General features: G+C 65.0%; 20 protein-coding genes and 3 pseudogenes. 12 read left to right on the forward strand and 11 right to left on the reverse strand.

The window, feature by feature from the left end; translation table 11 throughout:
* The first annotated feature begins 5 nt into the window (after nucleotides 1-5).
* Nucleotides 6-437 carry a hypothetical protein gene (locus tag IAQ70_RS20840; protein WP_190991860.1) on the forward strand — a complete coding sequence of 144 codons (432 nt, stop codon included), beginning with the start codon at nucleotides 6-8 and terminating at the stop codon, nucleotides 435-437.
* Here IAQ70_RS20840 and IAQ70_RS20845 read toward each other — a convergent pair.
* From IAQ70_RS20845 to IAQ70_RS20855, 3 genes are all read right to left on the reverse strand, one after another.
* Nucleotides 434-2,452 carry an ABC transporter ATP-binding protein gene (locus IAQ70_RS20845; protein ID WP_317983729.1) on the reverse strand — a complete coding sequence of 673 codons (2,019 nt, stop codon included), beginning with the start codon at nucleotides 2,450-2,452 and terminating at the stop codon, nucleotides 434-436. The genes IAQ70_RS20840 and IAQ70_RS20845 overlap by 4 nt on opposite strands.
* Complete coding sequence (locus IAQ70_RS20850; RefSeq protein ID WP_190991861.1) at nucleotides 2,449-4,197, reverse strand: ABC transporter ATP-binding protein; 1,749 nt, start codon at nucleotides 4,195-4,197, stop codon at nucleotides 2,449-2,451. Before IAQ70_RS20850 ends, IAQ70_RS20845 begins: the two co-directional genes overlap by 4 nt.
* Nucleotides 4,198-4,439: 242 nt before the next feature.
* Nucleotides 4,440-5,066: a TetR/AcrR family transcriptional regulator gene (locus IAQ70_RS20855; RefSeq protein ID WP_190991862.1), complete on the reverse strand. Its 627-nt coding sequence runs from the start codon at nucleotides 5,064-5,066 to the stop codon at nucleotides 4,440-4,442.
* A 163-nt stretch (nucleotides 5,067-5,229) separates the two neighbouring features.
* Here IAQ70_RS20855 and IAQ70_RS20860 point away from each other — a divergent pair, with 163 nt between their 5' ends.
* Both IAQ70_RS20860 and IAQ70_RS20865 read left to right on the forward strand, forming a co-directional pair.
* A complete protein-coding gene (locus IAQ70_RS20860) occupies nucleotides 5,230-6,306 on the forward strand; it encodes an alkene reductase (protein WP_190991863.1) in 1,077 nt (358 codons plus the stop codon).
* A 115-nt stretch (nucleotides 6,307-6,421) separates the two neighbouring features.
* A complete protein-coding gene (locus IAQ70_RS20865) occupies nucleotides 6,422-7,135 on the forward strand; it encodes an SDR family oxidoreductase (protein ID WP_190991864.1) in 714 nt (237 codons plus the stop codon).
* 102 nt (nucleotides 7,136-7,237) lie between these two features.
* Here IAQ70_RS20865 and IAQ70_RS20870 read toward each other — a convergent pair whose 3' ends face one another.
* The 3 genes and pseudogenes from IAQ70_RS20870 to IAQ70_RS20880 form a co-directional block, all read right to left on the reverse strand.
* Nucleotides 7,238-8,041, reverse strand: coding sequence for a strictosidine synthase (locus IAQ70_RS20870; RefSeq protein ID WP_190991865.1), 804 nt, complete (start codon nucleotides 8,039-8,041; stop codon nucleotides 7,238-7,240).
* A gap of 32 nt (nucleotides 8,042-8,073) precedes the next feature.
* Nucleotides 8,074-8,941: pseudogene (locus tag IAQ70_RS20875) on the reverse strand (alpha/beta fold hydrolase).
* A gap of 27 nt (nucleotides 8,942-8,968) precedes the next feature.
* Nucleotides 8,969-9,964, reverse strand: a complete 996-nt coding sequence (locus IAQ70_RS20880) for an NADP-dependent oxidoreductase (RefSeq protein ID WP_190991866.1) — start codon at nucleotides 9,962-9,964, stop codon at nucleotides 8,969-8,971.
* 100 nt (nucleotides 9,965-10,064) lie between these two features.
* Between IAQ70_RS20880 and IAQ70_RS23420 the strand changes: the two are divergent.
* A pseudogene (locus tag IAQ70_RS23420) lies at nucleotides 10,065-10,172 on the forward strand (substrate-binding domain-containing protein); the annotation flags it as partial.
* A gap of 24 nt (nucleotides 10,173-10,196) precedes the next feature.
* Nucleotides 10,197-10,537 (forward strand): annotated as a pseudogene (locus IAQ70_RS22950) (catalase/peroxidase HPI); the annotation flags it as partial.
* 390 nt (nucleotides 10,538-10,927) lie between these two features.
* Here IAQ70_RS22950 and IAQ70_RS20895 read toward each other — a convergent pair.
* The gene (locus IAQ70_RS20895; RefSeq protein ID WP_190991868.1) at nucleotides 10,928-12,010 is read right to left on the reverse strand and encodes a LacI family DNA-binding transcriptional regulator; all 1,083 of its coding nucleotides are present in this window, start codon (nucleotides 12,008-12,010) and stop codon (nucleotides 10,928-10,930) included.
* A 166-nt stretch (nucleotides 12,011-12,176) separates the two neighbouring features.
* Between IAQ70_RS20895 and IAQ70_RS20900 the strand changes: the two genes are divergently transcribed.
* The 7 genes from IAQ70_RS20900 to IAQ70_RS20930 all read left to right on the forward strand — a co-directional run bounded on the left by IAQ70_RS20900 (nucleotide 12,177) and on the right by IAQ70_RS20930 (nucleotide 18,839).
* Nucleotides 12,177-13,043 carry an ABC transporter substrate-binding protein gene (locus IAQ70_RS20900; protein WP_317983730.1) on the forward strand — a complete coding sequence of 289 codons (867 nt, stop codon included), beginning with the start codon at nucleotides 12,177-12,179 and terminating at the stop codon, nucleotides 13,041-13,043.
* An 80-nt stretch (nucleotides 13,044-13,123) separates the two neighbouring features.
* Nucleotides 13,124-13,912: an amino acid ABC transporter permease gene (locus tag IAQ70_RS20905; protein WP_190991870.1), complete on the forward strand. Its 789-nt coding sequence runs from the start codon at nucleotides 13,124-13,126 to the stop codon at nucleotides 13,910-13,912.
* Nucleotides 13,909-14,688 (forward strand): amino acid ABC transporter ATP-binding protein, encoded by a 780-nt coding sequence (locus tag IAQ70_RS20910; RefSeq protein WP_317983731.1) that lies wholly within the window; start codon nucleotides 13,909-13,911, stop codon nucleotides 14,686-14,688. The genes IAQ70_RS20905 and IAQ70_RS20910 overlap by 4 nt, the downstream gene beginning before the upstream one ends.
* Nucleotides 14,688-15,728, forward strand: coding sequence for a Gfo/Idh/MocA family protein (locus IAQ70_RS20915; protein ID WP_190991871.1), 1,041 nt, complete (start codon nucleotides 14,688-14,690; stop codon nucleotides 15,726-15,728). Before IAQ70_RS20910 ends, IAQ70_RS20915 begins: the two co-directional genes overlap by 1 nt.
* A gap of 80 nt (nucleotides 15,729-15,808) precedes the next feature.
* Nucleotides 15,809-16,930: an NAD(P)/FAD-dependent oxidoreductase gene (locus IAQ70_RS20920; protein ID WP_190991872.1), complete on the forward strand. Its 1,122-nt coding sequence runs from the start codon at nucleotides 15,809-15,811 to the stop codon at nucleotides 16,928-16,930.
* 75 nt (nucleotides 16,931-17,005) lie between these two features.
* Complete coding sequence (locus IAQ70_RS20925; RefSeq protein WP_190991873.1) at nucleotides 17,006-17,827, forward strand: PfkB family carbohydrate kinase; 822 nt, start codon at nucleotides 17,006-17,008, stop codon at nucleotides 17,825-17,827.
* Entirely contained in the window at nucleotides 17,820-18,839 is a 1,020-nt protein-coding gene (locus IAQ70_RS20930) for an SIS domain-containing protein (RefSeq protein ID WP_190991874.1), read from the forward strand. The genes IAQ70_RS20925 and IAQ70_RS20930 overlap by 8 nt, the downstream gene beginning before the upstream one ends.
* Before the next feature lie 162 nt (nucleotides 18,840-19,001).
* Here the strand turns inward: IAQ70_RS20930 and IAQ70_RS20935 are convergent, their stop codons facing one another.
* From IAQ70_RS20935 to IAQ70_RS20950, 4 genes are all read right to left on the reverse strand, one after another.
* On the reverse strand, nucleotides 19,002-20,756 hold the full coding sequence (locus IAQ70_RS20935; RefSeq protein ID WP_190991875.1) for a thiamine pyrophosphate-dependent enzyme: 1,755 nt from the start codon (nucleotides 20,754-20,756) through the stop codon (nucleotides 19,002-19,004).
* Between the two features lie 54 nt (nucleotides 20,757-20,810).
* Nucleotides 20,811-22,352 (reverse strand): amino acid permease, encoded by a 1,542-nt coding sequence (locus IAQ70_RS20940; RefSeq protein ID WP_223860483.1) that lies wholly within the window; start codon nucleotides 22,350-22,352, stop codon nucleotides 20,811-20,813.
* 81 nt (nucleotides 22,353-22,433) lie between these two features.
* A complete protein-coding gene (locus tag IAQ70_RS20945) occupies nucleotides 22,434-23,366 on the reverse strand; it encodes a glutaminase (protein ID WP_190991876.1) in 933 nt (310 codons plus the stop codon).
* A complete protein-coding gene (locus IAQ70_RS20950; protein WP_190991877.1) occupies nucleotides 23,363-24,961 on the reverse strand; it encodes a PucR family transcriptional regulator in 1,599 nt (532 codons plus the stop codon). Before IAQ70_RS20950 ends, IAQ70_RS20945 begins: the two co-directional genes overlap by 4 nt.
* Nucleotides 24,962-25,003: the final 42 nt, after the last annotated feature.

Raw genomic sequence — 25,003 nt, forward strand, 5'->3', positions numbered from 1 at the left:
ACAAGATGGCAAAGGTAACTACGGCACCCGACATCTTCGATCAAATGGGCGAAAGGTGGGAGGACGAGCTCGGCGAAGGCTGGGAAACGTCCCCACACTTTTTGATCGTGACGGAGGACGCCGACAAGGCAGCAGCCGGCCTCCAGGCCGCTAGTCCCCGGCTCTTCCGGGTGAACGGGAGGGGGCAGGAAGTAGACCTCGCCACTCACGATCCCAATGATTACACACCCAACTGGGTATCAGACGTCTACATCACGAGTGAGGGCCTGGTAATTTACGTGGACACCAAGGGCGACCTGCCGAAAGGTATGGCAGACACGATGCTGCGCATCGTTGTGGAGGAGCTGCTGGCGGCAGACGCTAGCGCTCATGTGACCGCGGCTCCAGCTGACTGGGAAGTTCTCGGAACCTATGCGCCCGCAGCAAGCGGAAACTAGGCCTCCGCCACCGGAGCCGCGAACTGCGCCTCATACAGCCGCGCATAGGCCCCGCCGGCAGCCAGCAACGAAGCGTGAGTGCCCTGCTCAACAATCTGCCCGGCCTCCATCACGAGGATGAGGTCGGCGTCGCGGATGGTGGACAGGCGGTGCGCAATGACAAAGGAAGTACGGTCGCTCCGCAACGCACGCATGGCCTTCTGCACCAGCACCTCAGTCCGGGTATCCACTGAAGACGTCGCCTCGTCGAGGATCAGCACCGACGGCCGGGCAAGGAAAGCCCGGGCAATCGTCAGCAGCTGCTTCTCCCCCGCGGACACATTGGAGCCCTCGTCCTCCAGAACCGTGTCGTACCCCTCCGGCAGGGACCGCACGAACCGGTCCACGTACGTCGCCCGCGCGGCTTCCAAAATTTCGGATTCAGTAGCTGAAGGCCGGCCGTACGCGATGTTGTCCCGGATCGTCCCGCCGAACAGCCACGTATCCTGCAGCACCATCCCCAGCCGCGAGCGCAGCTCGCGCCGCGGCACCGAGGTGACGTCGACGCCGTCGAGCGTTATCCGCCCGGCATCCAGCTCGTAGAACCGCATCATCAGGTTCACCAGGGTGGTCTTGCCCGCCCCGGTCGGCCCCACAATCGCCACCGTCTGCCCCGGCTCCGCCACCAGGGACAAGGACGAGATCAGCGGCTTGTCCGGCGAATACGAGAAGGAAACAGATTCAAAAACCAGCCGCCCCCGCCCAAACACCGGCCCGGACGAAGCGGGAGGCTCCACGGACTCCTCGTCCTCATCCAGCAACGAGAACACCCGCTCTGCAGACGCCACGCCGGACTGCAAAAGGTTGGCCATGGACCCCAGCTGCGCCAGCGGCATGGTGAACTGCCGCGAATACTGGATGAACGCCTGCACATCACCAAGCTGCATCGCCCCGGACGCCACCTGCAGGCCACCCACCACCGCGATCCCCACGTACACCAGGTTCCCGATGAACGTCATGGCCGGCATGATCAGCCCGGAAATGAACTGCGCCCCGAAACTCGCGTCGTACAGCTCCACGTTCTTCTGCCGGAACCGCTCCTCCACCTCACGCTGCCGGCCGAACACCTTCACCAGCGCATGCCCGGTGTACGTCTCCTCGATCTGCCCGTTCAGCTCCCCCGTGTGCTTCCACTGCGCCACAAACAGCTTCTGCGAGCGCTTGGCGATCAGCGCCGTCACCCCCAGCGTCAGCGGCACGGTCACCAGCGCGATCAGCGCCAGCGTGGGCGAGAGAATCACCATCATCACCAGCACACCCACCACCGTCAGCACCGACGTGACCGCCTGGCTGATGGACTGCTGCAGGCTCTGGGACACGTTGTCCACGTCGTTGGTCACGCGGCTCAGCAGCTCGCCGCGCTGGATCGAATCGAAATACCGCAGCGGCAGCCGGTGGATCTTCGCCTCGATCTCCCCGCGCAGCCCGAACACCGTCCGCTGCACCACCCCGTTCAGCACATACGCCTGCACCCACATAAACGCCGACGCCAGCACATACAGCACCAGCGCCCAGGTCAGCACAGTGCCCAGCCCGGCGAAGTCGATCCCCTGCCCCGGCGTCAGCGCCATGGGCGTGAGCATGTCCGCCTTCTGGTTCTCCCCCGCTGCCCGCAACTGCGCGATCAGCTGCTCCTTGGTCACCCCGGCGGGCAGTTGCTTGGACACCACGCCGGCGAAAATCAGGTTGGTGCCCTCCCCCAGCAGCCGCGGCCCGATCACCGAGAGCGTCACGCTGGCCACACCCATGACCAGCACCAGCAGCAGCCACGCCCGTTCCGGCCGCAGCGTGCCCAGCAGCCGCCTGGCCGACGGCCGGAAGTTCATCGCCTTCTCCGCCGGGATGTTCATCCCGCCGAACGGTCCGCCGCGTCCCGGTCCGCCCGCCGGACGCGGAATGCGTACGACGGCGGCATTTCCGGTTTTCGGGGCGGGTGCGGTTCCGGCGCTGGTTCCGGAAGAGGGTTGGCGGCTCATACCGTCTCCTCCGCTGCGAGCTGGGAGGAGACGATCTCGCGGTACGTCTCGGAGGTTTCCAGCAGCCTGCGGTGCGTGCCGCGCGCGACGATCCTGCCGTCGTCGAGCACCAGGATCTGGTCCGCGTCCACGATGCTGGACACGCGCTGGGCGATGATCACCAGCGTGGCGCCGGCGGTGTTGCGCTTGAGGGCCTGGCGCAGCCGGGCGTCGGTGCCGGTGTCCAGCGAGGAGAACGAATCGTCGAAGATGTACAGCTCGGGCCGTTTCACCAGCGCCCGGGCGATGGCCAGCCGCTGCCGCTGCCCGCCGGAAACGTTGGTGCCCCCCTGGCTGATGGGCGCGTCCAGCCCGCCTTCCATTTCCTCCACGAAGTCCCGGGCCTGTGCGATCTCCAGCGCGGCCCAGCACTCATCCTCGGTGGCGTCCGGCTTGCCGTACTGCAGGTTGCTGCGCACGGTCCCGCTGAAGAGGTACGGCTTCTGCGGGACCAGGCCGATGTGCCCCCAGAGCAGGTCCGGGTGCAGCTCGCGCACGTCCACGCCGTCGATCATCACCGAGCCGGTGGTGGCGTCGAACAGCCGGGGCATGAGGTTCACCAGGGTGGTCTTGCCGGCGCCGGTGCTGCCGATGATCGCCGTCGTCTGCCCTGCCTTGGCGGTGAAGCTGATCCGTGACAGGACGGGCTGGTCGGCACCCGGGTAGGCAAATCCGACGTCGATCATTTCCAGCTGCCCGCGCCGGTGCCCGTCCGGCGACACCGCACTGCTCACCGGTTTCAGCGGCGGCCGCACGCTCGATTCGGTGTTCAGCACCTCACCGATCCGGTCCGCTGAGACTGCGGCGCGCGGGATCATCACCGCCATGAACGTGGCCATCATGACGGACATCAGGATCTGCATCAGGTAGCTCAGGAACGCGATGAGGGTGCCCACCTGCATGGAGCCGTCCTCGATCCGGAACGAGCCGAACCAGATCACCGCCACGCTGGAGACGTTCAGCACCAGCATCACCACGGGGAACGCGAGCGCCATGAGCCGGCCGGCACGCAGCGCGGTGTCCGTGACGTCGTCGTTCGCCTGGCCGAAGCGGGCAGTCTCGATGTCCTCCCGGACGAACGCGCGCACCACCCGGATTCCGGTGAGCTGCTCGCGGAGCACCCGGTTCACGGTGTCGATCCTCTTCTGCATCTTCCGGAACAGCGGCACCATCCGGGTGATGATCAGCCCCACGCCGATCATGAGCGCAGGCACGGCGACGGCGATCAGCCAGGACAGCTGCACGTCCTGCCGCACGGCCATGATCACGCCGCCGATGGCGAGCATGGGCGCGGCCACCATCATGGTGGCGGACATCAGCACCAGCTGCTGGACCTGTTGGACGTCGTTGGTGGACCGGGTGATCAGGCTGGGCGCGCCGAACTTCGTGACTTCCTGCTCGGAGAACTCCCCTACCCGCGTGAAGATAGCCCCGCGGAGGTCCCTTCCGGCGCCCATCGCGGCCTTCGCCCCGAAGTACACGGCGATCACCGAGCACACGATCTGCAGCAGGGTGATCCCCAGCATCAAACCGCCCAGGTTCAGGATGACGCCGGTGTCCCCCTTGGCCACGCCTTCGTCGATGATGTCCGCGTTCAGCGTGGGCAGGTACAGGGACGCGATGGACTGCGCCAGCTGGAAAACCACGACGGCGATCAGCAGCTGCCGGTGCGGCCGCAGGTATTCGACAAGCAGTTTCCAGAGCATCAGGCTCCAAACGTTCCGTCCCGCGATAAGTGGTGCGGAGGTCAGTTTACGTCCGGAGGCTGGGATTGAGCCGGGTGGGCGGTGTGGAAAATCGGCCGGTTCTCCGACAGCGTATTCGCCGGTCCCGCTGGGCGCGTTCGCCTACTTGGCTGGCTGCCCGCCGTCGTTCGGGTTCAGGAGGTCCACCGAAGATGTCAGGGTGGGCCGGGTGATTACCGCGGCCATCATGGATCGGTGCAGCTTTACTGCGTTGTTGGGAGCGTTCCCCGTGTCTGCAAGAGAACGGCGACGTGCTCTGAGATCTCGGAGAGGACTTCGTCAACGGACCTCGAGATGTTGATCGTGGCCGCCATGCTGAGGAACATAATCGCGGAGACCATGTGCGCGAGCGCTGCAGCATCCTTGGGCTCGATGCGCGGGTCACGCCGCAACACGTCGGCGATCGCATCCTCGGTCTGAACGGTCAGGGCGAGGGCATCGCGGTGGTGGGGTTCCTCGGGGTCGCCGAACACGATCTCCCGAAGGTAGGTTCGGCCGTTGTCGATCTGCTTACGGTTGCACTCCACGACCGGGCGAACGATCGCCATCACTGCCTCGAACACATCGGGGATGGCCTCGGCGGCCGCTTTACCCTCCACGAGCGCGTCGGCGTAGCTGGAGTTCTGCACGAGCAGGAGCAACTCGGCTTTGGTTTTGGCGTACAGGAAGAGAGTCCCCGTACCGATGTCAGCTTTGTCGGCGATCTGCTGGGTGGTGACGTCATCGACACCGTGCTCGGAGAAGAGCTCCCGCGCGGCGGCCGTGATGCGGTCGAGCTTGTCCTGCTTGTTCCGCTCGCGCCGTCCGACCGGCTGAGGGGCGACTGACATTGAATGTTCCTTCGGGAATAGAATCTGACTATGCTCAGTTATGAGCATAGTCGCTACTGTTGGCGGCTCAAAAGTGCCTTCGCTCATTCTCTCACGGACGACGCATTTCGGGCCGGCGCAACGGTGATGTTCATGACCGATCGATCAAAGGAACACCTTTCCCATGTCCTTGTCTTCTCTCTGGCAACCGTTCACCCTCGGCCGGGTGGAACTCCCCCATCGGCTCGCACTGGCACCCATGACCCGCACGAGGGCCAACCCGGATGGCACCCTGAGCGACCTCACCGCCGAGTATTACGCGCAGCGCGCCTCCCTGGGATTGATCATCACGGAGGGGGTGCAGCCGTCGGAGGACGGGCAGGGCTACATCAACACTCCGGGGATCTACACGCCCGGGCACGTCGAGGGTTGGCGAAAGGTCACCGACGCGGTGCATGCCGAGGGCGGGGCCGTGTTCATCCAGTTGATGCACGCGGGCCGGATGTCCCACCCCGACAACACGCCGCACCACCGCCTGCCCGTGGCACCCTCGGCGATCTCCGCCGACCAGGACATGCTCACCCCCACCGGACCGCAGAAGACCCCGGTCCCGCGCGAGCTGAGCGTCGATGACATCCGGGCCACCATCGCCGAGTTCCGGCACGCCGCAGCTTCCGCCATCGCCGCCGGCGCCGACGGAGTCGAAATCCACGCCGCGAACGGATACCTGCTGCACCAGTTCCTCTCCCCCAACGCCAACCACCGCACCGACTCCTACGGCGGCTCCGTAGAAAATCGGTCCCGGTTTGTGATCGAGGTCGCCCAGGCCGTCGCCGATGAAATCGGGGCGGACCGGGTTGGTATCCGCCTCTCCCCTGCCATGCCGTTGGGCGGTATCAACGAGGGCGACACCGAGAGCGTGCGGGCTCAGTACCGGCACTTGGTCGGTGAGCTCGCCCCGCTGAACCTGGCCTACCTGCACCTTCACCACGTCGGCGACGACGAGCTGCTGCGCTCTTTCAGGGACGCATGGCCGACGGCGGTGCTCGTGGTCCGCTACGGACGAACCCGCGAGCAGATCGCCGGCGACATCGACGCGGGCCTTGCTGACATCGCACCGCTGGGCCGTTTCGCGCTGGCCAACCCCGACATCGTCGAGCGGCTGCGCACAGACGCCCCGCTGAACGACCTTGACCCTGCCACCATCTACGGCGGCGGCGCGGCCGGCTACACCGATTACCCGGCCATGGCACACGCCTGATCGCCGGCCCGTGGGCCGCCCGCCCCTGGGAGCCAGGGGCGGGCGGTCCCCCTAACCATCAACATCATCCGCGCCGACCGGTGCAGATAACCTCACCAGCAGAAAGTCCAGGAAAATGCCCTCACTCAATGAAGCAGTCGTCCTCGTCACCGGAGCCAACGGCGGCATCGGAACCCACTTCGTCAACGACGCCCTCGCACGCGGCGCCAGCAAGGTCTACGCCACTGCCCGTACCCCCCGCACCTGGGAGGACGAGCGCGTTGTTCCGCTCACCCTCGATGTCACCGACCCCGAGTCCATCCAGGCCGCAGTCGAGGCCGCCGGGGACGTCACGGTGTTGATCAACAACGCCGGAGCCTCCGTGGCCAGCAGTGGCATTCTCACCCACACCACTGAAGAAATCCGGACCAACGTCGAGACGAACTTCCTCGGCCCGCTGTTCCTCACCCGGGCATTCGCTCCGATCCTGTCAGCGAGGGAAGAGTCTGTGATCATCAACATCCACTCCGCCCTGAGCTGGTACGCCGTCGCCGGCATCTACAGCGCTACCAAGGCCGCCCTCTGGTCGGCCACCAACTCCCTGCGCCTGGAGCTCGCCCCCGCAGGCGTGCACGTCGTCGGAGTGCACGTCGGCTATGTCGACACCGCGATGGCCGCACACACCAGCGAGCCCAAAACAGACCCGGCCGATCTCGTGAGCACCGTCTTGGATGCCGTGGAAGCCGGTGAGTACGAGGTTCTCGCCGACGACACGTCCCTACAGCTCAAGGCCGGACTCAGCGCCCCCATCGAGGCCGTATACCCGCAGCTGACCGCCAACAGCGCCTAAAACACCCGTGGCGCCGTGGTCACGAGACGATCTCATGACCACGGCGCCGCAATCCCCGATCAAACGAGGGCGGGTATCCTCGACACTTTTCGCGGGTCCTGCCTACTCTTCGTAGCGCGGAAGGATGCGGCCGTCTTTGACGTAAGTCAGGGCCGCAGAGACGTCGTAGGCGTGGACCGCGGAGGCGAAGGTCGCCAGAGGGTGGGACAGGCTCTTAACCTCTGGACTCTCGAAGAATGCCGCACGGGCTGATTTGTCTGCGAAGCCGAGGATCAGTGAGGCATGAAAGTGCTGGTCTTTCGGGTTGTCGTGCGCGACGTCCGGGGTATCCCAGAGCTTCTCATACCAGGGCATGAAGGTTTGGGCGCGGAGTTCCATCAGCCCCGCCTCGGCGAAACCGGGCACGAGTTTCGTCGAGATGAACTTTCGGAAGCCGCGGGCGCTGACATCGTTTCGCCTGCGAAGGTAGACAAGCGCGCGGGCACCGACGTTTTCGTCCGGGCCCGTGACGTCGTACCAGCGGGAGGAGCCCGGCGGCCCGGCGTAGAACAGGGTGCGGCGGAACACGTTGACCTCGTCCTTGAACGCCAACTGCGTCTGCCTGCGGCCCATGAACGGCGACAAGGCGGACTGGAAGGTGACCTCCGCGACGCCGTCGATCTTTCGATCGACGGGGATGTCGGTTTCGATGCCGACGGTCGCCGGCCAGAAACCCGAATTTGTCTCGGCGAGATGGAGCTGCCGGTACTCTTTCAGGCCGGGGGTGGCAGAGATGATCCCGGAATGCGGGCCCTTCCAATAGTCCATCCCGGTTTGGCGGGGCTGGTCGGCGCGTATCCACAGCAGGATCGAGGAGGAGAGATGTTTTTTCAGGCTCAGCTGTCCGCCGTCGGTTGTCGTGTTCATTTCCTTCCTGCTTTGCTTCCTAAGGATCGCCGTCAGCGGGAGAGGAAATCTGCCGCGATGGGGGCGAACTTGTCGTGGAACTGAAAGATACCGCCGTGGCCGGAGCCTGGGTAGATGATCAGTTCGGAGCCGTTGATGCGGCGGTGCAGGTCCTCGGAGAGGAGCGAGGGCACCATCCGGTCGTTGTCCGCGTTGGCGATCAGGGTGGGGTGGGTGATCTTCGACAGGTCAGCCGGCGCCCCGCGCCCCCACTTCTTGATGGCTTTGAGCTGGGTCTGGAATGCCTTGACCCTGATCGGCGCGTCGCGGTCGGCGGTTCGCTCCTCGAGTCGCTGCACGAATGCCTTACCGGCTTGCTTGCCCGCGGTGTCGCGGTTGAAGAACAGGAATTCCTTCGGGTCGGACCGGGTAAGGGTGGCCCGAAGTATGTCGTAGTAGGTGGTCCCGGCCACCTTGTCCATGTCCTTGCCGCCCCTTGGGACCGGTTCCGGTGAGGACGAGCTTTCGGACGAGGTCCGGGTGCTTGACCACCAGGGCCTGTGCCACCATACCGCCGAGGGAGAAGGAGAAAATGTCGATCTTCTCGAATCCGAGCGCCTTAATAAAGGTGTAGGCGTCGTCGGCCATCGCCTCGATGCTGTCGGGCACCTGGCCCGTGGAGGCGCCAACGCCCTGATTGTCGAACGTGATGACATGGCGGTTCTTCGCGATGGGGTCGATGATGCGTGGATCCCAGTTATCCAGGGTCGCGGCGAGATGGACGAAGAAGATGACGGGGATGCCGCCTTGGGGGCCAAGCTCCCGGTAAGCGTAGGTGACGCCACCGGCGCTGATTTGGTGGGACGGCGCTTCGGCGTAGGACGTAACGACGGGTTCTTTTACGGGCTCGTGCGCGTTCATGACGGTTCTCCTGTGAAGTTTCTTTGGTCAGGGGTTGCTGATGACGGCCTTGCCCCGGATGCCGCCCTTTTCCAGGCCCTCGAGGGCCTCGATGGTCCGGCCGAAAGGGAAAACGCGGCCGACGACGGGGCGGAGCGCGCCTTCGTCGATCAGGGCGGTGATCTGGCGCAGCTGGTCACCGCTGGCGCGCATGAACAGGAATTCGTAGCTGACGCCGAGCTTTTTGGCCTGCCGGCGGATGCCTGCGCTGAGGCCGCTGATCGCCAGGCGGAGCACCGGATTCAGGCCGGCTTCGCGGGCAAATGCCGGGTCCGGAGGCCCGGCAATGCCGATCGCTTTGCCGCCGGGCCTGAGCACGCGCAGGGACTTCTCGAGATTTTCGCCGCCGAGGCTGTCCAGCACCAGGTCGTAGCCGCTCAGGAGCTGTTCGAAGTCTTGGCTGCGGTAGTCAATGGCGGTGTCTGCGCCGAGCTCGCGCACGAAGTCCAGGTTGGAGGCGCTTGCTGTGGTCGCCACGGTCGCCCCGAGGTGCTTGGCGAGTTGGATGGCGATCGATCCGACGCCCCCGGCGCCGGCGTGGATGAGGACCTCCTGGCCGGGCCCCACGTTGCCGCGCTCAACAAGCGCCTGCCACGCGGTCAGTGCGACCAGCGGCAGCGAGCCCGCCTCCTCCATGGTGATCGATGCCGGTTTGAGCGCAAGATCGGCCTCGGCAATGGCGATCCGCTCGGCGAACGTGCCGATGCGGTCCTTGCCGGGGCGTGCGTAGACCTCATCGCCAGGCTTGAACGCGCGAACCTTGGAACCGACACGGATGACGGTTCCCGCGACATCGTTTCCGGCGATCAAAGGAAGCCGGTACGGGAGGATCTGCTTGAACTCGCCGGCCCGGATCTTCTCGTCGAGCATGTTGAGGCCCGCGGCCTGCACCTGCACCAGCACATCCTGCTCCCCCACTGTGGGCTCAGGAACATTCGATTCCTGCAGCGGGCCTTTGTACTTTTCGACGACGAACGCTCTCATGGCTCCGACTCCCTCTTGGTGGTGCTGCTTTGCGCAATTACTGACTAACCTCAATTATGAGTTCAGTCAATAATGTTGTCAAGGGAGCACTGCCCTGCCCCTTGCCGTCGTCTCGTTCGACGGAACCTCTGAATCGGAGTTCAGCTGGCCTCAGCTCACGACTGTCCGGCAGCCCATCAACCAGATTGCCGAAGCAGCGGTCGAGGCAGGGCTCTCTGACAAGCATCCAGATGGCGGCATGCGCGCCCTCGGCACCAACATCGGGGGATCCACCCACGGTGTCCTCACCGACAGGCCCCAGGTGCTGACGAACGACTTCTTCGTCAACCTGCTCTCACGGGCACCAAGTGGAAGGCGTCCGAGGCCGAGCAGAACGTTTACGAGATCACCGACGTCACCACGGGCGAACTGAAGTGGACCGCCGCGCCTGTGGACCTGGTGTTCGGCTCCAACTCCCAGCTCCGGGCCCTGGCAGAGGTCTACGCGAGCGATGACGGCAGGGCGAAGTTCGTCAACGACTTCGTGACCGCCTGGGTGAAGGTCATGGAGCTGGACCGCTTCGACCTGCGCTGATGAACGCGTCCGGGCCGGTCGCAGACGCGGCCGGCCCGGAGCAGCGCTCCTGAATCAGAACGGGGGGGTTGTTGCTGAAGAAAAGCCGTCAGTTCTCCGAGGACGGCTAATGGCCCTCAGGACCAGGAATCGGAGGCCTTGGCCGTGTCCTCCTGCAACTCGTTGACCTCGGTGACTTTCCCGTCCCTCAGTGTGAACACGAGCACGGTGACGGTCCGTCAATGCAACCTTGGCGGTGTCGGCTGACCTGGAAAACAATTCACCGAAATAGGCCATGATCTCCTCCTGGCCCTGCTTGTCGCCTGCAAGCCCGCCGCTGCCTCACACGCGGTAGACAGCATCATGGGCGAAGAGGCCCATGAGCGTTTGCGGGAACCCTGGACGGACCAGCTAGCTGAAGACGCTTGCCGCTCGAGGCGCTCCGACGGAGCCGCGTCGGATCAGCCGGGCGGTGAGGGCAGGCGTTGTGGGGGCGGGTTTCCGGCCTTCGATTTGTCGGATCAGGGCTTCCGCGGCAGTGGTTCCCATCTCGTAAACGGGTTGGGCTATGACGGTCAGGGGCGGCGTGGTGAGCTTTGTCCAGGCGAAGTCGTCATACATCAGGAACGAGACATCGGCCGGGATGGTCAGGCCGAGTTCCTGGATGGCCTCCACGACACTGAGCGCGATAAGACCATCCGAGGCGATAATGGCCGTTGCCGCTTCAGGGCCCGCCAGTAGCTCCCGGGTGATCTTCCTGATGGATTCGGCGTTGCCGGCGTTCAGGCGCACCAGGTCCGCGGGGTAGCTGAGGCCCTTTTCCTCAAAGGCCCGCCGCATGCCGTCCAGGCGCTCGGAAATTTGGGAGGAGTCGAGTTCCATGCCGGCGGTGTAGGGGGCGTCGGATTTGAGGGTGGAAATGAAGGCGATCCGTCGGTGTCCGGCCTCGAGCAGGTACTGGGTGGATTCGTAGGAGATGCTGGCCATGTCCACGGAAACGGTCTCGACGTCGAGCCCCGCCGCGGTGCGGTCCAGCAGCACCAAAGGGCGTCCGGACTCGGGAATTCGCTGCAGATGCTGTGTTTCCACCGACGAAGCCGGGGCCACAATGAGGCCATCCACGCGCTTGTCCAGGAGCACGCGGACGGCTTCGACTTCGGCCGCCGTTTCCTCGTCGGTGTTGATGAGGATGACGTTGAAGCCGCGTTTCTTCGCGGCGTCTGTGATACCTCTGGTTGCCAGGCCGAAGTGCGGGTTTTCGATGTCCCCCACAACCACGCCCAGAGTATGGGATTTCCCTGTGTTCATGCTGCGGGCGAGCTCGTTGGGGCGGTAGCCGAGCTCCTCTGCCGCCGCGAGTACCCGCTCCCTGACGTCGTCACTGACGGCACCGTAATTGCCCAGAGCGCGTGCGGCCTGGGCTTTTGAGACCTGCGCGGCCTTGGCGACGTCCGCGACTGTGGTGTCGCGCCGCCTGGATCCATTAATGCTCATGTCGGCCTTCCAAAAAGGGCCTTGACGGCCGCTGTGGCTTGGGTTACATTTTTTAGCAACCCCATGTGAGTCCGGTCTCAATCGTAGTCGGTGAGACCGGACTCAGCAAGGGATACAGAACAAAGGGCTGAGGCCCGCCTCCTGCTTCCTATGATTGGAAAATGTTGTGACCAAACGAGTGAACTTTCGGCCCGGCGCGGTTGTCGCGGTTGCCGTTGCAGCCCTCCTTGCCCTGTCCGGTTGCGCCGGATCGACCTCTCCAGCGTCCTCCGGGGCCGCTGAAAACCCGTATGGCCTGATCCAGGCTGACACCATCAGGGTGGCGAGCCTGGGCGATGCGAAGCCGTATACCTTCGCGGACTCCCAAGGTAACTTCACCGGCTTCGACGTGGAGCTGTTCAAGGATGTGGCCCACCGGGCCGGCGTGGACAACGTGGTCTTCACCGGGCAGGACTTTTCCGCCATTCTTCCTGCCGTGGCCAACGGCCAGTTCGACGTCGGCGTTGCCGCTATCGGCATCACGGACAAGCGCAAGCAAACCGTCGACTTCTCCGAGGGATACCTGGCCGGTTATCTGACCGTCCTGACCACCAAGGACTCCGGGATCAAGGATGTTGACGGGCTCGCCGGAAAACGCCTGGGCGTTGTGCAGGGGACGCTGCAGGAGGCCTATGCGGTCAAGAACTTCCCGTCGGCAAACCTGGTCCGATTCCCGGACAATAATTCGGCCATCGCGGCGGTGAACAGCGGCTCGGCCGACGCCCATTTCCTGGACTACGAGGCAGCCAAGGCCTACAAGGAGCAGCACGGCCTCGTCAGCGTCGCGGACATCCCCTCCTTCGACGCCCCCGCGGGGTTCGCCGTCGCGAAGGGCAAGGACGCCTTCAAGGACGCCCTGAACAAAGGTCTGGCCTCGGCGATGGAGGACGGCACCTGGAAGAAGCTCTACCAGAAGTGGTTCCCCGGATCCCCGATGCCCGAGCAGTACCTGCCCAAGGCCGAACAAACCGCCACGCCCGCCCCGAGCAAATAAGCCTTCCGGCTTTTGACCGGGCGGGCCACCACCGGCGGCCCGCCCGGCTATACACCAACTAACTACGTCTGAGAGCAACCATGGACTGGTTCAACACCATCATCCGCACCTTCTTTGACTTCGGCGCGATGGCCGAAGTCCTGCCGCAGCTCCTCGGGGTCGGGCTCCTGAACACCCTGATCATCTCCGTGGCCGCCACGATCATCGGTGTGGCCCTGGGCATGATTGTCGCCGTCATGGGGATCTCCCCTTCCAGGTGGCTGCGGGTCCCGGCCCGCATCTACACGGATCTCTTCCGCGGGCTCCCGGCGATCCTGACCATCCTGCTGATCGGCCAGGGCTTTGCCCGCCTGAGTCAGTCGATCTTCGGACCTTCGCCCTACCCCCTGGGGATCATCGCGCTGAGCCTGATCGCCAGCGCCTACATCGGCGAAATCTTCCGCGCCGGCATCCAGAGCGTAGACAAGGGCCAGGGCGAGGCCTGCCGCGCACTGGGCATGAGCTACGCCAAGTCCATGGCCCTGGTAGTGGTGCCGCAGGGCATCCGCCGGGTGCTGCCCGCCCTGGTGAATCAGTTCATTGCCATCGTCAAGGACTCCTCGCTGGTCTACTTCCTGGGCCTGTTGGTCACCGAACGCGAACTCTTCCGCGTAGGCCAGGACGCCGCAGTCCTCTCCGGCAACCTCTCGCCGCTGGTCATGGCCGGCATCTTCTACCTGGTCATCACCGTTCCGCTAACCCACCTGGTCAACTACTTCGACAACAGGTTCAGGACCGGCCGCCGCCGCCCCTCGGCACCCAGCAGCGGGCTGAACGAAGTCAAGGAACTCGACGCGGCCTCGCCGCTGATTACCGGGAGCAATACATGAGCACCAGCACCAGCAATCCCAGCAACACCGCCGCTGACGTCCAGACCTTCCACGGCTCCAGCCTGGAGCTGCAGAACCTGACCATGGCCTATGGCGACATCGAGGTCCTGCGCAACGTCAGCCTCACCGTCGCGCCGGGCACGACCACGTGCATCATCGGACCCTCAGGTTCGGGCAAGTCCACGCTGCTCCGTGGCGTGAACCGCCTGCACGAACCCAAGAGCGGCGACGTGATCCTCGCCGGGGAAAGCGCCCTCGCGGTCAAACCGGACATCCTGCGGGCCCGTATCGGGATGGTCTTCCAGCATTTCAATCTCTTCCCGGACCACACGGCACTCGAGAACGTGGCCCTGGCGCTCTGGAGCGTGAAGGGCATGTCCAAGGCCGAAGCCCGGGAACGCGCACGCCGCCGCCTTGCCGAGGTCGGCCTCGCCGAGCGAGCTGATCACAGGCCCCGTGACCTCTCGGGCGGGCAGCAGCAGCGGGTGGCCATCGCCCGCGCCCTCGCCATGGAGCCCGAGGTAATGCTCTTCGACGAGGCCACCAGCGCACTGGACCCTGAACTGGTCAAGGGCGTCCTGAACCTCATGGCGGGCCTCGCCAAGCGCGGCATGACGATGGTTGTGGTTACCCACGAGATGGGCTTCGCCCGCAAGGTCGCCGACCAGGTTGTCTTCATGGACGAAGGCGAGGTCGTCGAGGCGGGCACGCCCGCGGACCTCTTCGACAACCCCCAAAGCGAACGGCTCCAGCGCTTCCTCTCCGAGGTGCTCTGATGCGCGACCTTACAGGTACACCCATCCGGACCGCCGTCGCGGGGTTCGGGGTCTCCGGCAAAGTCTTCCATGCGCCGCTGATCGCCGCCGACCCGAACTACAGCCTGGATGTGATTGTCACCGCGGACCCGGAGCGTGCCGCGGAGGCGTCCAGGCTCTACCCGGACGCCCGGGTCGTCCCGACGCCGGAGGCACTGTTCGCCCTTGCCGCCGGCCTTGACCTCGTCATCCTCGGAACGCCCCCGGTGACACATCTTGACCTGGCCGCGACTGCAATAGCCCATGGTCTGCACGTGGTGGTGGACAAGCCCTTCGTCACCACACCTGATCACGGCGAGGAGCTCATCACCCGGGCATCCGACGCAGGTGTGAAGCTCACGGTCTTCCAGAACCGCCGGTGGGACGCCGACTTCCTGACGCTGCAAAAACTCGTCCGGGAAGGCGCCCTCGGCGAGGTGCGCAGCTTCGAATCCCGCTTCGAATGGTGGCGCCCTGAAGGCTTCGGGAACTGGCGCGATACCGCCACCGTGGCCGAAGGCGGCGGCATCCTTCAGGACCTCGGCGCCCACCTGATCGACCAGGCCATTGAGCTCTTCGGCCCCGTCGCGGAAAGCTATGGGGAGACCGCCAACCACGGACATCCCGACGGCGCCGACACCGAAGCCTTCGTGTCCCTGCTTCACGAATCCGGGGTGCGGTCCAGGCTGTGGATGAACGGCATGGCCGCCCAGGTGGGACCCCGCTTCCACGTCCTGGGCTCCGAGGCCGGCTACACCAAATGGGGCCTGGACAGCCAGGAGCCCGACCTCGCGGCCGGCATGGCGCCCTCGGACCCCGCCTACGGGATAGATCCCCAGGATTCTTGGGGGGTCCTGGGAACCGACGGCGCGAGCGAACGCGTACCTGCCCTGAAAGGCGCCTACCCGAGGTTCTATACGGAACTGGCAGCTGCCCTCCGGGGACAGGGCCCCCTACCCGTCAACCCCGCCGGGCCCCTCGAAGTCCTCAGAATCATCAATAAAATCCACGCCTTCGCTTAACGGGCGCCAGGGTCAAACATCCGGCGCGTCAACAACGCCAACGCACAGACACCCCCGAGAACTTAAAGAAAGGGAGAACTATGTCCTCCATCGCTCCAGCCAAACGCGTCGCCGTCATCGGCGGCGGCATCCTCGGAGTCTCCACCGCGGTCCACCTTCTCCGCGAAGGAGCGTCCGTGGTTCTGCTCACCGAACAAGGCCTCGCCAGCGAAGCTACCGGCCGCTCACTCTCCTGGCTGAACTCCGCAGGCGAGCGGTCCACACCGTACCACCAGCTCCGCCTTGCAGGGGTGGACCGCTACCGCACCCTCTTCGCCGGCAATCCCGGCCGCGAGTGGCTGCAGTTCGGCGGCGGGCTCATGTGGAACGCCGCCGGCCAGGAGGCCGTTACCGAAGCCCGTCACGCCTACGAGAAGTCTGTGGGCTATGACTCCAAACTGCTGGCACCGGCGGAGATCGCAGCCGTAACCCCGGGCATCGACGCCACGGCGGTCCCGGAAAACGCCATCTTCAACCCCGGCGAGGGCTGGGTGAGCCTGCCGCACCTGGTGGAATTCCTCATGGAAGAGTTCCACTCCCGCGGCGGCCAGCTGGTACTCAACGCCGGAAAGGCTTCCGTAAAGGTCGACGGCGGCCGGGCCGCCGGCGTCGAGACCGCCGCAGGCGAAACCTACAAAGCTGACGCCGTGCTGGTGGCCTGCGGAGCGGCGACGCCGGCCGTCGTCGCACCCCTCGGCGTCGAGATCCCCAACGGTTCCCCCGTCTCCATGCTGGTGCTGACCAAACCCGTGGAACACGAGGTCAAGGCCGTGATGAACACTCCGCGGGCAGCAGTCCGTCCCAACCCCGGCAGCACCTTCGCACTGGACCACGACTGGTACGAAGAACACATCACCGAGCACGCAGACGGTTCATTCAGCATCCCCGATGACGTAGTCCAGGAACTCGCCGATGAAGCCTCCAAGCTCATAGGCGGCAACCCCGACCTCAAGCCTGCCTCCTGGAAGATCGGCTACAAGCCCATCCCCGGCGACGGCGAACCGGTCTTCGGTGAACTCGGCAAGGTCCCCGGCTGCTTCGTGGCCTTTACCCACTCCGGGGCCACGCTCGGGCTGATCGCCGGCGAACTCCTCGCCGGCGAAATCCTCACCGGGGACACCCACCCCATGCTGGCCACATTCCGTCCTGAGCGGTTCTCCTAGGCCATTGGCGGGCAGGGCCCCACGGCGCCCTGCCCGCCCTGTACCGGCACTCCCCTTCTCGGTTAAGGAGACACGATGGTTTCCGTCCTCACGGCGAGGGACAACGTGGTGGACCGCTACGTGGACGACAACCGCATATTTGCGGGTGGAAACGCCGTGAACGTTGCGGTCTTCGCCCGTAGGGCAGCGGCACGAAGCGCCTACGCGGGAACCGTCGGCACAGACGCCGCCGGAGCCCTGATCCGCGGTGCGCTTTCCCGCGAAGACGTATGCACCGATCTTCTGCTGACCCGCCCGGGAAGCACCGCACACTGCGTCATCCGCCGGCAAGAGGGCGAAAGATACTTCGGAGCGACCAGCCTGGGCGTTTCGCGCACTGATTTCCAAGATGATTTCGCCGCCACAGCGTCCCGCTTCGATGCCGTCCACATCAGCGAATCAAGCCGGCTGGAAAACATGATTCCCCGCCTCGGAGGGTCTTCCCGTTTGTCGTTCGACTTTGCCGTGAACCGGGATGGACGTCTGGTCGGCTCCGTGGCACCCCACTGCTTCCTCGCCTCCTTTTCTGGAGGCGACCTGACGCGCGCGGACGCACTCGCCCTGGCGCATCACGCAGCCCAGCAAGGCGCAACCTGGTCGCTCGTGACCCGAGGAGGGGCAGGGGCCCTTCTGGTGGGCAGGAACAGATGCTACGAAGTTGCGGCCGCCCCCACCACGCTCGTGGACACCCTGGGTGCCGGTGACACGTTTATCGCCACCCTTCTGGTCCGGATCCTTCAAGGGACACATCCCGCTGAAGCCATGGACCGGGCCTCGAAAGCCGCGGCGCAGACATGCGCCAGGCTCGGAGCCTTTGGAGAAGGACAGCCCTTCAACGACAGGAGATATTTTGACTGACGGAACATACATCGGGCCTGGCCCTGTAGCCCAGATCCCGGAGGACCTGGTGTCCTCCCAGGAGTTGGCCCTCCTACTCTGGCCAGATATCGACGACTACATTTCAGGGCTTCAGCGAGAGATCCGTGAAGTCTTCCTGGTGGGCGCCGGCGGTTCTTTCCTCGCTATGGTTCCTAGCCAATACCTCCTGGATCTCCGCTCCAGCGTTCCGGTGCATACCTACAACTCGGACGAGTTTTACTACCGGGCGCCGGCCAGAGTCGGCGAACATTCCCTCGTCGTGGTGCTTTCAGGTACCGGCAACACGCCGGAAACGATCCGGGCGGGCCGGTGGGCCGCGGAAGTGGGAGCAGCAGTGTTAGCGGTGACTTTGAAGGCCGACGGCCCCCTTGCAAAGGCTCTTCCGACGTCGTTTGTCGCCACAACCGGGCAGGGCAGCCAGATCGTTCTCCAGCTCATTGCCATGGCCATCCTGAAGCAGCAGGGTTTCGACACAACGCTCATGCACAGTGCACTTACCGCCACCCCCAAAGCGCTTTTCGACGCCCTCGCCAGCTTCGAGCCGGAGGCCTCAAGGATCGCTGCAGCCATGAAGGACGTCCCTGTCACCAACGTCCTGGCGTCCGGCCCGCTCCAAGGGGCCGCCGAAACGTTCACCATGTGCTACCTGCAGGAAATGCAGTGGATGCACGCAGCCACAATCAATGCCGACGAATTCTTCCAGGGCCCTTTCGAAGTCATCGACAAGGACATGAAGACCATTGTGTTTCTCGGAGAAGACAAGACCCGTCCCATGGGCGAAAGGGTTCGCAAATTTCTGGAAACTTACAGTGGCGAGACCTTCTACATTGACGCAGCACACTTCGAGCTACCGGGTCTGACAGAACAGGAACGCAGCTTTGCGCTCCCCTTGATCTTCCACGCACTGGTCGCCCGGCTCGCAGCCCACTACGCATCCGCCAGGGGCTACACCCTCGAAGGGCGCCGCTACATGTGGCAGGTAAGCTACTGAACCGAAGCGGCCGAGGAAGACACCATGCCGCTGAGTCGGCCACCCGATGCCCTTTACCCCCTTGTTGGCAGGGTGACCGTTTGGTGTTCAGCCTGGCCAGTCACAGAGCCGCGGACGACGGCGGGATGTCCGCCGTCGACCGCTGCTCTTTCAGCACTGGGCTCAGTAGGCCTTAACGCGCTGTTCCACGATGAGATGGATGAGGGCGAAGACGCCGTCCTCATCGATGGCCGCCAGGGCGGCGTCCAGTGCGGCCGGAACGTCACAGTCCTCGGTGACTGTGACCCCATAACCGCCGAAGGCCCGGGCCATCAGGCCGAAGTCCGGATTCTTCAGCTGGGTTCCGGAGACGCGTGCGGGGTAGTGCCGCTCCTGGTGGGTGCGGATGGTGCCGTATTCCTGGTTGTCCATGACGATCACCAGCGGCGTGGCCCCGTACTGGGCCGCGGTGGCCAGCTCCTGGCCGTTCATGAGGAACTCGCCGTCCCCGGCGATGGTGACCACACGGCGCCGGGGGTCGGCCAGCGATGCCGCAATGGCCGACGGGACCGAGTAGCCCATGGAGCCGTTACGGGCGCTGATCATGGACGCGTACCGTCGCGTGGGGAAATACCGGTGCGCCCAGTTGGTGTGCTCCCCCGCGCCGAACGTCACCATTGAATCCTCGGGCAGCCGGGGCACCAGGTTCGCCATCAAGGTATCCATCCTCGCCTGCCCTGCAGCCGGCGCCGCCGGCGGCAGCGCGGCGAACCGCTCCTGCTCGCCCCGCATCCGGTCCGTCCACGCCTTCCACTCGTCCTTCACCGGCAGGTCAAGGCCCACAAGGTCGCGGACAAAGGCCTCGGGCTTTGCCAGGATTTGCCGCGAGACGGGACCCGACCGGCCACGGAGTGAGGGGTCCACTGTGACAAGGAAGTTCTTTTTGTTCCAGTCCTGCCGGCAGACGAAGCCGTCCGTAATCACATCGCCCGGCACAGTCCCCACAAACACCAGCAGGTCCGTTTCCTCCAGCAGGTCGTAGGTGGGGCGGGGGCGGCCATAGCCAATCGGGCCCACATAGGAGGGTGAATCGAAGGAGACCGTTCCCTGCGTCCGCCATTCAGCTGCCGCCGGGATATGGTGCCGTTCCAGCCATCCCGTCAGCTGGTCCGCTGCTTCCTGCGTCCAGTCGTTGCCGCCGGTGACAAAGAGCGGCTTGCGTGACTCGGCCAGCGCAGCCTCAAGGGCGGCGGCGTCGGACGTGCTCATGCCGCCTGCCGCCACCGGAATGGCGGGGTGCAGCGCCGGGTCAATCTGCTGGCGGATGATGTCCTCCGGCAGGCCCACCACCACCGGGCCCGGCCGGCCGCTCATGGCCGCAAACATAGCCTCGGCAACGATCTCGGACGCCCGCTCCGGGTGGTCAAGGACCATCACCCGCTTCGCGCCCGTATCGAACCAGGCCTTGATGTCGAACTCCTGGAACGCCTCGCGGTCCCGGTGCGCGAAGGGGATCAGGCCCACGAACAGCAGCATGGGGGTGGAGTCCTGCCATGCGGTGTGAAGCCCAACATGCGCGTTGGCCGCGCCGGGCCCCCGGGTCACCATTGCTATGCCCGGGCGCTGGTTCATTTTCCCGTCGGCCTCGGCCATGTAGGCGGCGCCGCCCTCGTGCCGGCAGACGATCGTTTCAATATCCGAATTGTGGAGGCCGTCGAGAACGTCCAGGAAGCTCTCGCCCGGAACCACATAGGTGCGCTCCACACCATGGGCCACCAGCGAATCAACAATCACGTGCCCGGCTGATTTCAGTGCCTGGCCGGTGCCGGCATGAGGCACCTCCGGATGGTGTGCCGGCCGGGAGCCGTGATCAGAGTTCCCGACGGCGGCGGGCAGGGTGTGGGATGCGGTCAGGGTTGCTGCGGTTTCCGTTGTCATGGGCTTTCTTTGGCTGTTTGGACTGGTTTGGCGTTCGTAGCGGATGGTGCGGGTTTATCTGAAGGTCTTCGCGGGTGGGTTGGCGATGACGGGTGCTGTGCCGGTGAAGCCTTCCCGGGTGGCGGCGATTTCACGGATGCGGGTCCGGCAGGCGTACCAGCCCACAACCATGAGGGCGGAGGCGATGGCGGTGACGAGCATGGTGAGGGGTGAGTCGATGAAGACCATGATGAGGACGCCGGCGAGGAAGAGGAGGGAGAGGTAGCCGGTGTAGGGGGCGCCGAACATGCGGAAGGAGGGGCGTTCGAGCCAGCCTTTGTCGGCCCAGCGCTTGAGCTGGATCTGGCACAGGACGATGGTTGCCCAGGTCATGACGATGCCCACGGAGGCGACGTTGAGGACGATCTCGAAGGCCTGGGCCGGGACGAGGTAGTTCAGCGGAACGCCGAGGAGGGAGACGCCTGCGGTGATGGCGATGCCGCCGTAGGGGACGCCTGCCTTGTTCATCCGGGACGCGAACTTGGGGGCGGAACCGTTCACGGACATGGAGCGCAGGATGCGGCCGGTGGAGTAGAGGCCGGCGTTGAGGGAGGAGAGGGCGGCGGTGAGGACGACGAGGTTCATGATGACGTCCACGCCCTGGATGCCGATGGAGCCGAAGAACGTCACGAACGGGCTGACGCCTTTCTCGTAGGACGTGTACGGCAGGAGCAGGGCGAGGAGGATGACGGAGCCCACGTAGAAGACGGCGATGCGGAAGACCACGGAGTTGATGGCTTTGGGCATGATCTTTTCCGGGTTTTCGGTCTCGCCGGCGGCGGTGCCGACCAGTTCGATGGAGGCGTAGGCGAACAGGACGCCCTGCATCAGGATGATCATGGGGAGCAGGCCGTTGGGGAAGATCCCGCCGTTGTCCGAGAGGAGGCTCAGGCCCACCTGTTGGCCGTCCACGGGGGTGCCGAAGATGACGAAGTAGGTGCCGACGACGAGGAAGATGACGAGGGCGGCGACTTTGATGAGCGCGAACCAGAACTCGAGTTCGCCGAAGACCTTCACGGAGACGAGGTTCAGGGCCAGGACCACGAGCAGGGCGATCAGGGCCCAGGCCCACTGCGGGACCGCGGCCATCCAGGGGATGTAGTGGCCGAAGAAGTTCATGTAGAGCGCGGCGGCGGTGATGTCCACGATGGTGGTGGTGGCCCAGTTGATCCAGTAGAACCAGCCGGACACGAACGCAGCTTTCTCGCCGAAGAACTCCCGGGCGTAGGAGACGAACGAGCCCGAGGAGGGGCGGTGCAGGACCAGTTCGCCCAGTGCCCGGAGGATGAGGAACGCGAAGAAACCGCAGACCGCGTAGGCGATGACCAGCGACGGGCCGGCGGCATTGAGCCGGCCGCCGGCACCGAGGAACAGGCCGGTACCGATGGCGCCGCCGATCGCGATCATCTGGATCTGCCGGGGCTTGAGGTTCTTGTGGTACCCCTTGTCCTCGGCGTGGAGGGACGATTCGGTGGCGTGCGCGTGGCCGCCGTCAATGATGTGGTCGGGTGCAACATTCCGGTCCTGTACAACCTCGTCTTTGGGGTTGATGGGCATGGTTGATCCTTTCGATACGGAGAAGATCCTGCTGGGTTGGGAAGAAGTTGTGGGGGGTGCAACCGGCGGGTAGAAAGCAGGTTAGAAAACGGACCAGCCGGTGCGGTCGGAAAGGTCGGCCAGAGCGGCGGTGCCTGCCAGGGAGTTTCCTTTGGCGTCCAGCCGCGGGCTCCAGACGCAAATGGCGCAAACGCCGGGAACGATGACCAGGATCCCGCCGCCCACACCGCTTTTTCCGGGAAGGCCCACCCGGTAGGCGAACTCGCCCGCGGCGTCGTACATCCCGCAGGTGAGCATGATGGAGCCGATGCGTTTCGCGTCGCTGCGGGACACCACGGTTCCGCGTGCTCCGTGGCCGTCGCGGGCGAGGAAGAGTCCCGCCTTGGCGAGTTCCACGCAGGTCATCATGATGGAACATTGGCGGACGTAGTTTTCCACCACTGCTTCCGCGGCCTGCCTCAGGTTGCCGAAGCCCTTGAGGAAGTGCGCCAACGCCAGGTTGCGGCTGCTGCTGGAAAGCTCGCTGGCGGCCGCGGCCTCATCGATGAAGGGCCCGGTGGTGCCAGCCTGGGCGGTGAGGAACCGCAACACCTGGGTGGCGGCGTCGGACTCTTCTTCCATCAGGTGATCGGTGACCACCAGGGCGCCGGCGTTGATGAAAGGGTTCCGCGGTATGCCGTGCTCCACTTCCAGCTGGACCAGGGAGTTAAACGAGGTGCCGGACGGTTCGCGCAGCACCCGGGACCACAGTGTTCCTGAGCTGTCGCCTCGAAGCGCCATTGCCAGCGTGAACACTTTGGAGATGCTCTGGATGGAAAACGGGACGTCGGCATCGCCGGAACTGAACACCTCACCGGAAGTGGTGGCGACGGCGATGCCGAACCTGTCGAAGGGTACTGCTGCCAGGATGGGGATGTTGGCCGGGACAGACCCGGTTTCCCGCTGTGGCCTGTGGGTGCGGACGATGTCGGCAAGTATCTCGTGCAGCGGCGGTGCTTTAAGTGCTGTGGTCATTTCCTGCCCGATTGTTGTGTAGGTGCGCTGGCCCATTCCTGGATGTGGAGCAGGGCCACCAGCGAGTCCCGCGGGCTGCCGAAGTCCAGCCCAGTCGCCCGGGATGCCTTGCTGATCCGGTAGTAGACGGTGTTCTTGTGCAGCCCCATCCGACTGGCGCACTCGGCGACATCGAGCGAGGCTTCGAAGTACGCGTGCAGGGTCTCCGCGAGTTCGGTGTCCTGCCGCAGCAGGGCCGAAAGACCGCGGTGCCGGAACGGGGAGGACGTGAAATTCTGAACCGCTTCGCGGAAGAGGATCTCTCCCTCGAAGTCGTCCACCGTGGCAACGCCCCGGTCCGGAGACGTGCCCACACACCTCAACAGGGCCTCGGTGATGCGGGTGGTTGTGTGCAGCGACAGCAGATCCGGTGCTACCGGACCGACGGCTGCGAACGGGCTGATGCCGAGGTGCTTGACGGCATCCCGGATGATGGCCTCGGCCAGGCTCCGCAGCCCGGGCTCCGCGGACGTTGACTGCAGGCCGGGGACAATTACGGCGGTGTCGCCCTTGAACTGGCCGACGACGGCGGACGGCTTGTAGGCGGCCGCGTGGATGGACGCCAGGTTGGCGAGTTCGCCGTGCTTCAGTGCTGCGTCGTCGGCCTGGGCTTCGGAATCGGGCATTCCGACCAGGATCAGTGCGGCCGGGCGCTCGGCGGAGATCTTCTCGCTGTGGGCACTGGCCGCGGCTTCCGCCGAACCTGACAGGATCCGCACAATGCGGTCCTCGCGCATGTGCATAGACTGCTGGTTGCGGTGACGGATCAGCTCGGACGAGGCCCGGGCAGCAGATCCTTTCAGCACATAATCAACGTCCGGGCCGAAGCCGTCCCCGGTTTCCTGCAGCCAGATGTAGCCCATGATCCGGTCGCCGGCGAACAGTGTGACGGCCACCCGTTCCCGCAGCCCGTCCTGGGGCCGGGCCGGTACCCGCACCGGCAGCCGGGTCCTGTGCAGTTCACGGTAGGCGCCCAGGTCCTTCAGCAGCAGCTCGTATTTACGCGGACCGCGCCGGGCGAGGATGGAGGCCTTGCGCAGCTCGTCGATGTCGTTCGAAACGGTGGAGTATGCCAGCACCTTATTGGCGGCATCTTCGATGAGCACGTGGCTGGATGTGAGCCTGGCGGTGGTCTGGGCGATGGCAAACAGGTCCTCTTCCAGCAGCGTCAGCACTTCGCTCTGGTAGCTGCGCGGCTGGATGCGGTCCTTGGCGATCGACAGCAGCCGGTCCCAATCAGCCCCCGGATCCACCAGGAGCAGGCCCGTGCCGGCGTCGCGCAGCAGCTCTTCAGCTTCGGCAAGCTCTTCACGTCTACCCTTGACGGCCACCACCGGCGGAGGGTTCTTCAGGAGCCGCCGCAGGGCGGGCAAAGCCGAGCGGCCGCGGACGCCGATCAGCAGGACAAAGGCCGCGCCGCCGTCGGACGTTTCATCTTCCGCATCCACTATCAGGAACCGGTCGATCGCAGAGACGGCCGGGCCAGGCCTCAGGATGAGGCTGGCGAAACCCAGGGGGAGATCCGAGAGGATATCGTCCACCGTCACCGCTGCCATGGGCTTCCTTCTGCATCGAGCTGGGCCGGACCGCTCTGTCCG

Origin of the sequence: Pseudarthrobacter sulfonivorans (genome assembly GCF_014712225.1) — a bacterium.
Classification (GTDB): Bacteria; Actinomycetota; Actinomycetes; order Actinomycetales; family Micrococcaceae; genus Arthrobacter; species Arthrobacter sulfonivorans.

What these genes read in the sequence shown, in the direction of transcription:
- IAQ70_RS20920 (WP_190991872.1), top strand. Translation starts at nt 15,809, where the DNA reads ATGTCCTCCATCGCTCCAGCCAAACGCGTCGCCGTCATCGGCGGCGGC.
- IAQ70_RS20905 (WP_190991870.1), top strand. Translation starts at nt 13,124, where the DNA reads ATGGACTGGTTCAACACCATCATCCGCACCTTCTTTGACTTCGGCGCG.
- IAQ70_RS20850 (WP_190991861.1), bottom strand. Translation starts at nt 4,197, where the DNA reads ATGCTCTGGAAACTGCTTGTCGAATACCTGCGGCCGCACCGGCAGCTG.
- IAQ70_RS20935 (WP_190991875.1), bottom strand. Translation starts at nt 20,756, where the DNA reads ATGACAACGGAAACCGCAGCAACCCTGACCGCATCCCACACCCTGCCC.
- IAQ70_RS20865 (WP_190991864.1), top strand. Translation starts at nt 6,422, where the DNA reads ATGCCCTCACTCAATGAAGCAGTCGTCCTCGTCACCGGAGCCAACGGC.
- IAQ70_RS20910 (WP_317983731.1), top strand. Translation starts at nt 13,909, where the DNA reads ATGAGCACCAGCACCAGCAATCCCAGCAACACCGCCGCTGACGTCCAG.
- IAQ70_RS20860 (WP_190991863.1), top strand. Translation starts at nt 5,230, where the DNA reads ATGTCCTTGTCTTCTCTCTGGCAACCGTTCACCCTCGGCCGGGTGGAA.
- IAQ70_RS20940 (WP_223860483.1), bottom strand. Translation starts at nt 22,352, where the DNA reads ATGCCCATCAACCCCAAAGACGAGGTTGTACAGGACCGGAATGTTGCA.
- IAQ70_RS20925 (WP_190991873.1), top strand. Translation starts at nt 17,006, where the DNA reads ATGGTTTCCGTCCTCACGGCGAGGGACAACGTGGTGGACCGCTACGTG.
- IAQ70_RS20840 (WP_190991860.1), top strand. Translation starts at nt 6, where the DNA reads ATGGCAAAGGTAACTACGGCACCCGACATCTTCGATCAAATGGGCGAA.
- IAQ70_RS20945 (WP_190991876.1), bottom strand. Translation starts at nt 23,366, where the DNA reads ATGACCACAGCACTTAAAGCACCGCCGCTGCACGAGATACTTGCCGAC.
- IAQ70_RS20950 (WP_190991877.1), bottom strand. Translation starts at nt 24,961, where the DNA reads ATGGCAGCGGTGACGGTGGACGATATCCTCTCGGATCTCCCCCTGGGT.
- IAQ70_RS20895 (WP_190991868.1), bottom strand. Translation starts at nt 12,010, where the DNA reads ATGAGCATTAATGGATCCAGGCGGCGCGACACCACAGTCGCGGACGTC.
- IAQ70_RS20845 (WP_317983729.1), bottom strand. Translation starts at nt 2,452, where the DNA reads ATGAGCCGCCAACCCTCTTCCGGAACCAGCGCCGGAACCGCACCCGCC.
- IAQ70_RS20915 (WP_190991871.1), top strand. Translation starts at nt 14,688, where the DNA reads ATGCGCGACCTTACAGGTACACCCATCCGGACCGCCGTCGCGGGGTTC.
- IAQ70_RS20880 (WP_190991866.1), bottom strand. Translation starts at nt 9,964, where the DNA reads ATGAGAGCGTTCGTCGTCGAAAAGTACAAAGGCCCGCTGCAGGAATCG.
- IAQ70_RS20870 (WP_190991865.1), bottom strand. Translation starts at nt 8,041, where the DNA reads ATGAACACGACAACCGACGGCGGACAGCTGAGCCTGAAAAAACATCTC.
- IAQ70_RS20855 (WP_190991862.1), bottom strand. Translation starts at nt 5,066, where the DNA reads ATGTCAGTCGCCCCTCAGCCGGTCGGACGGCGCGAGCGGAACAAGCAG.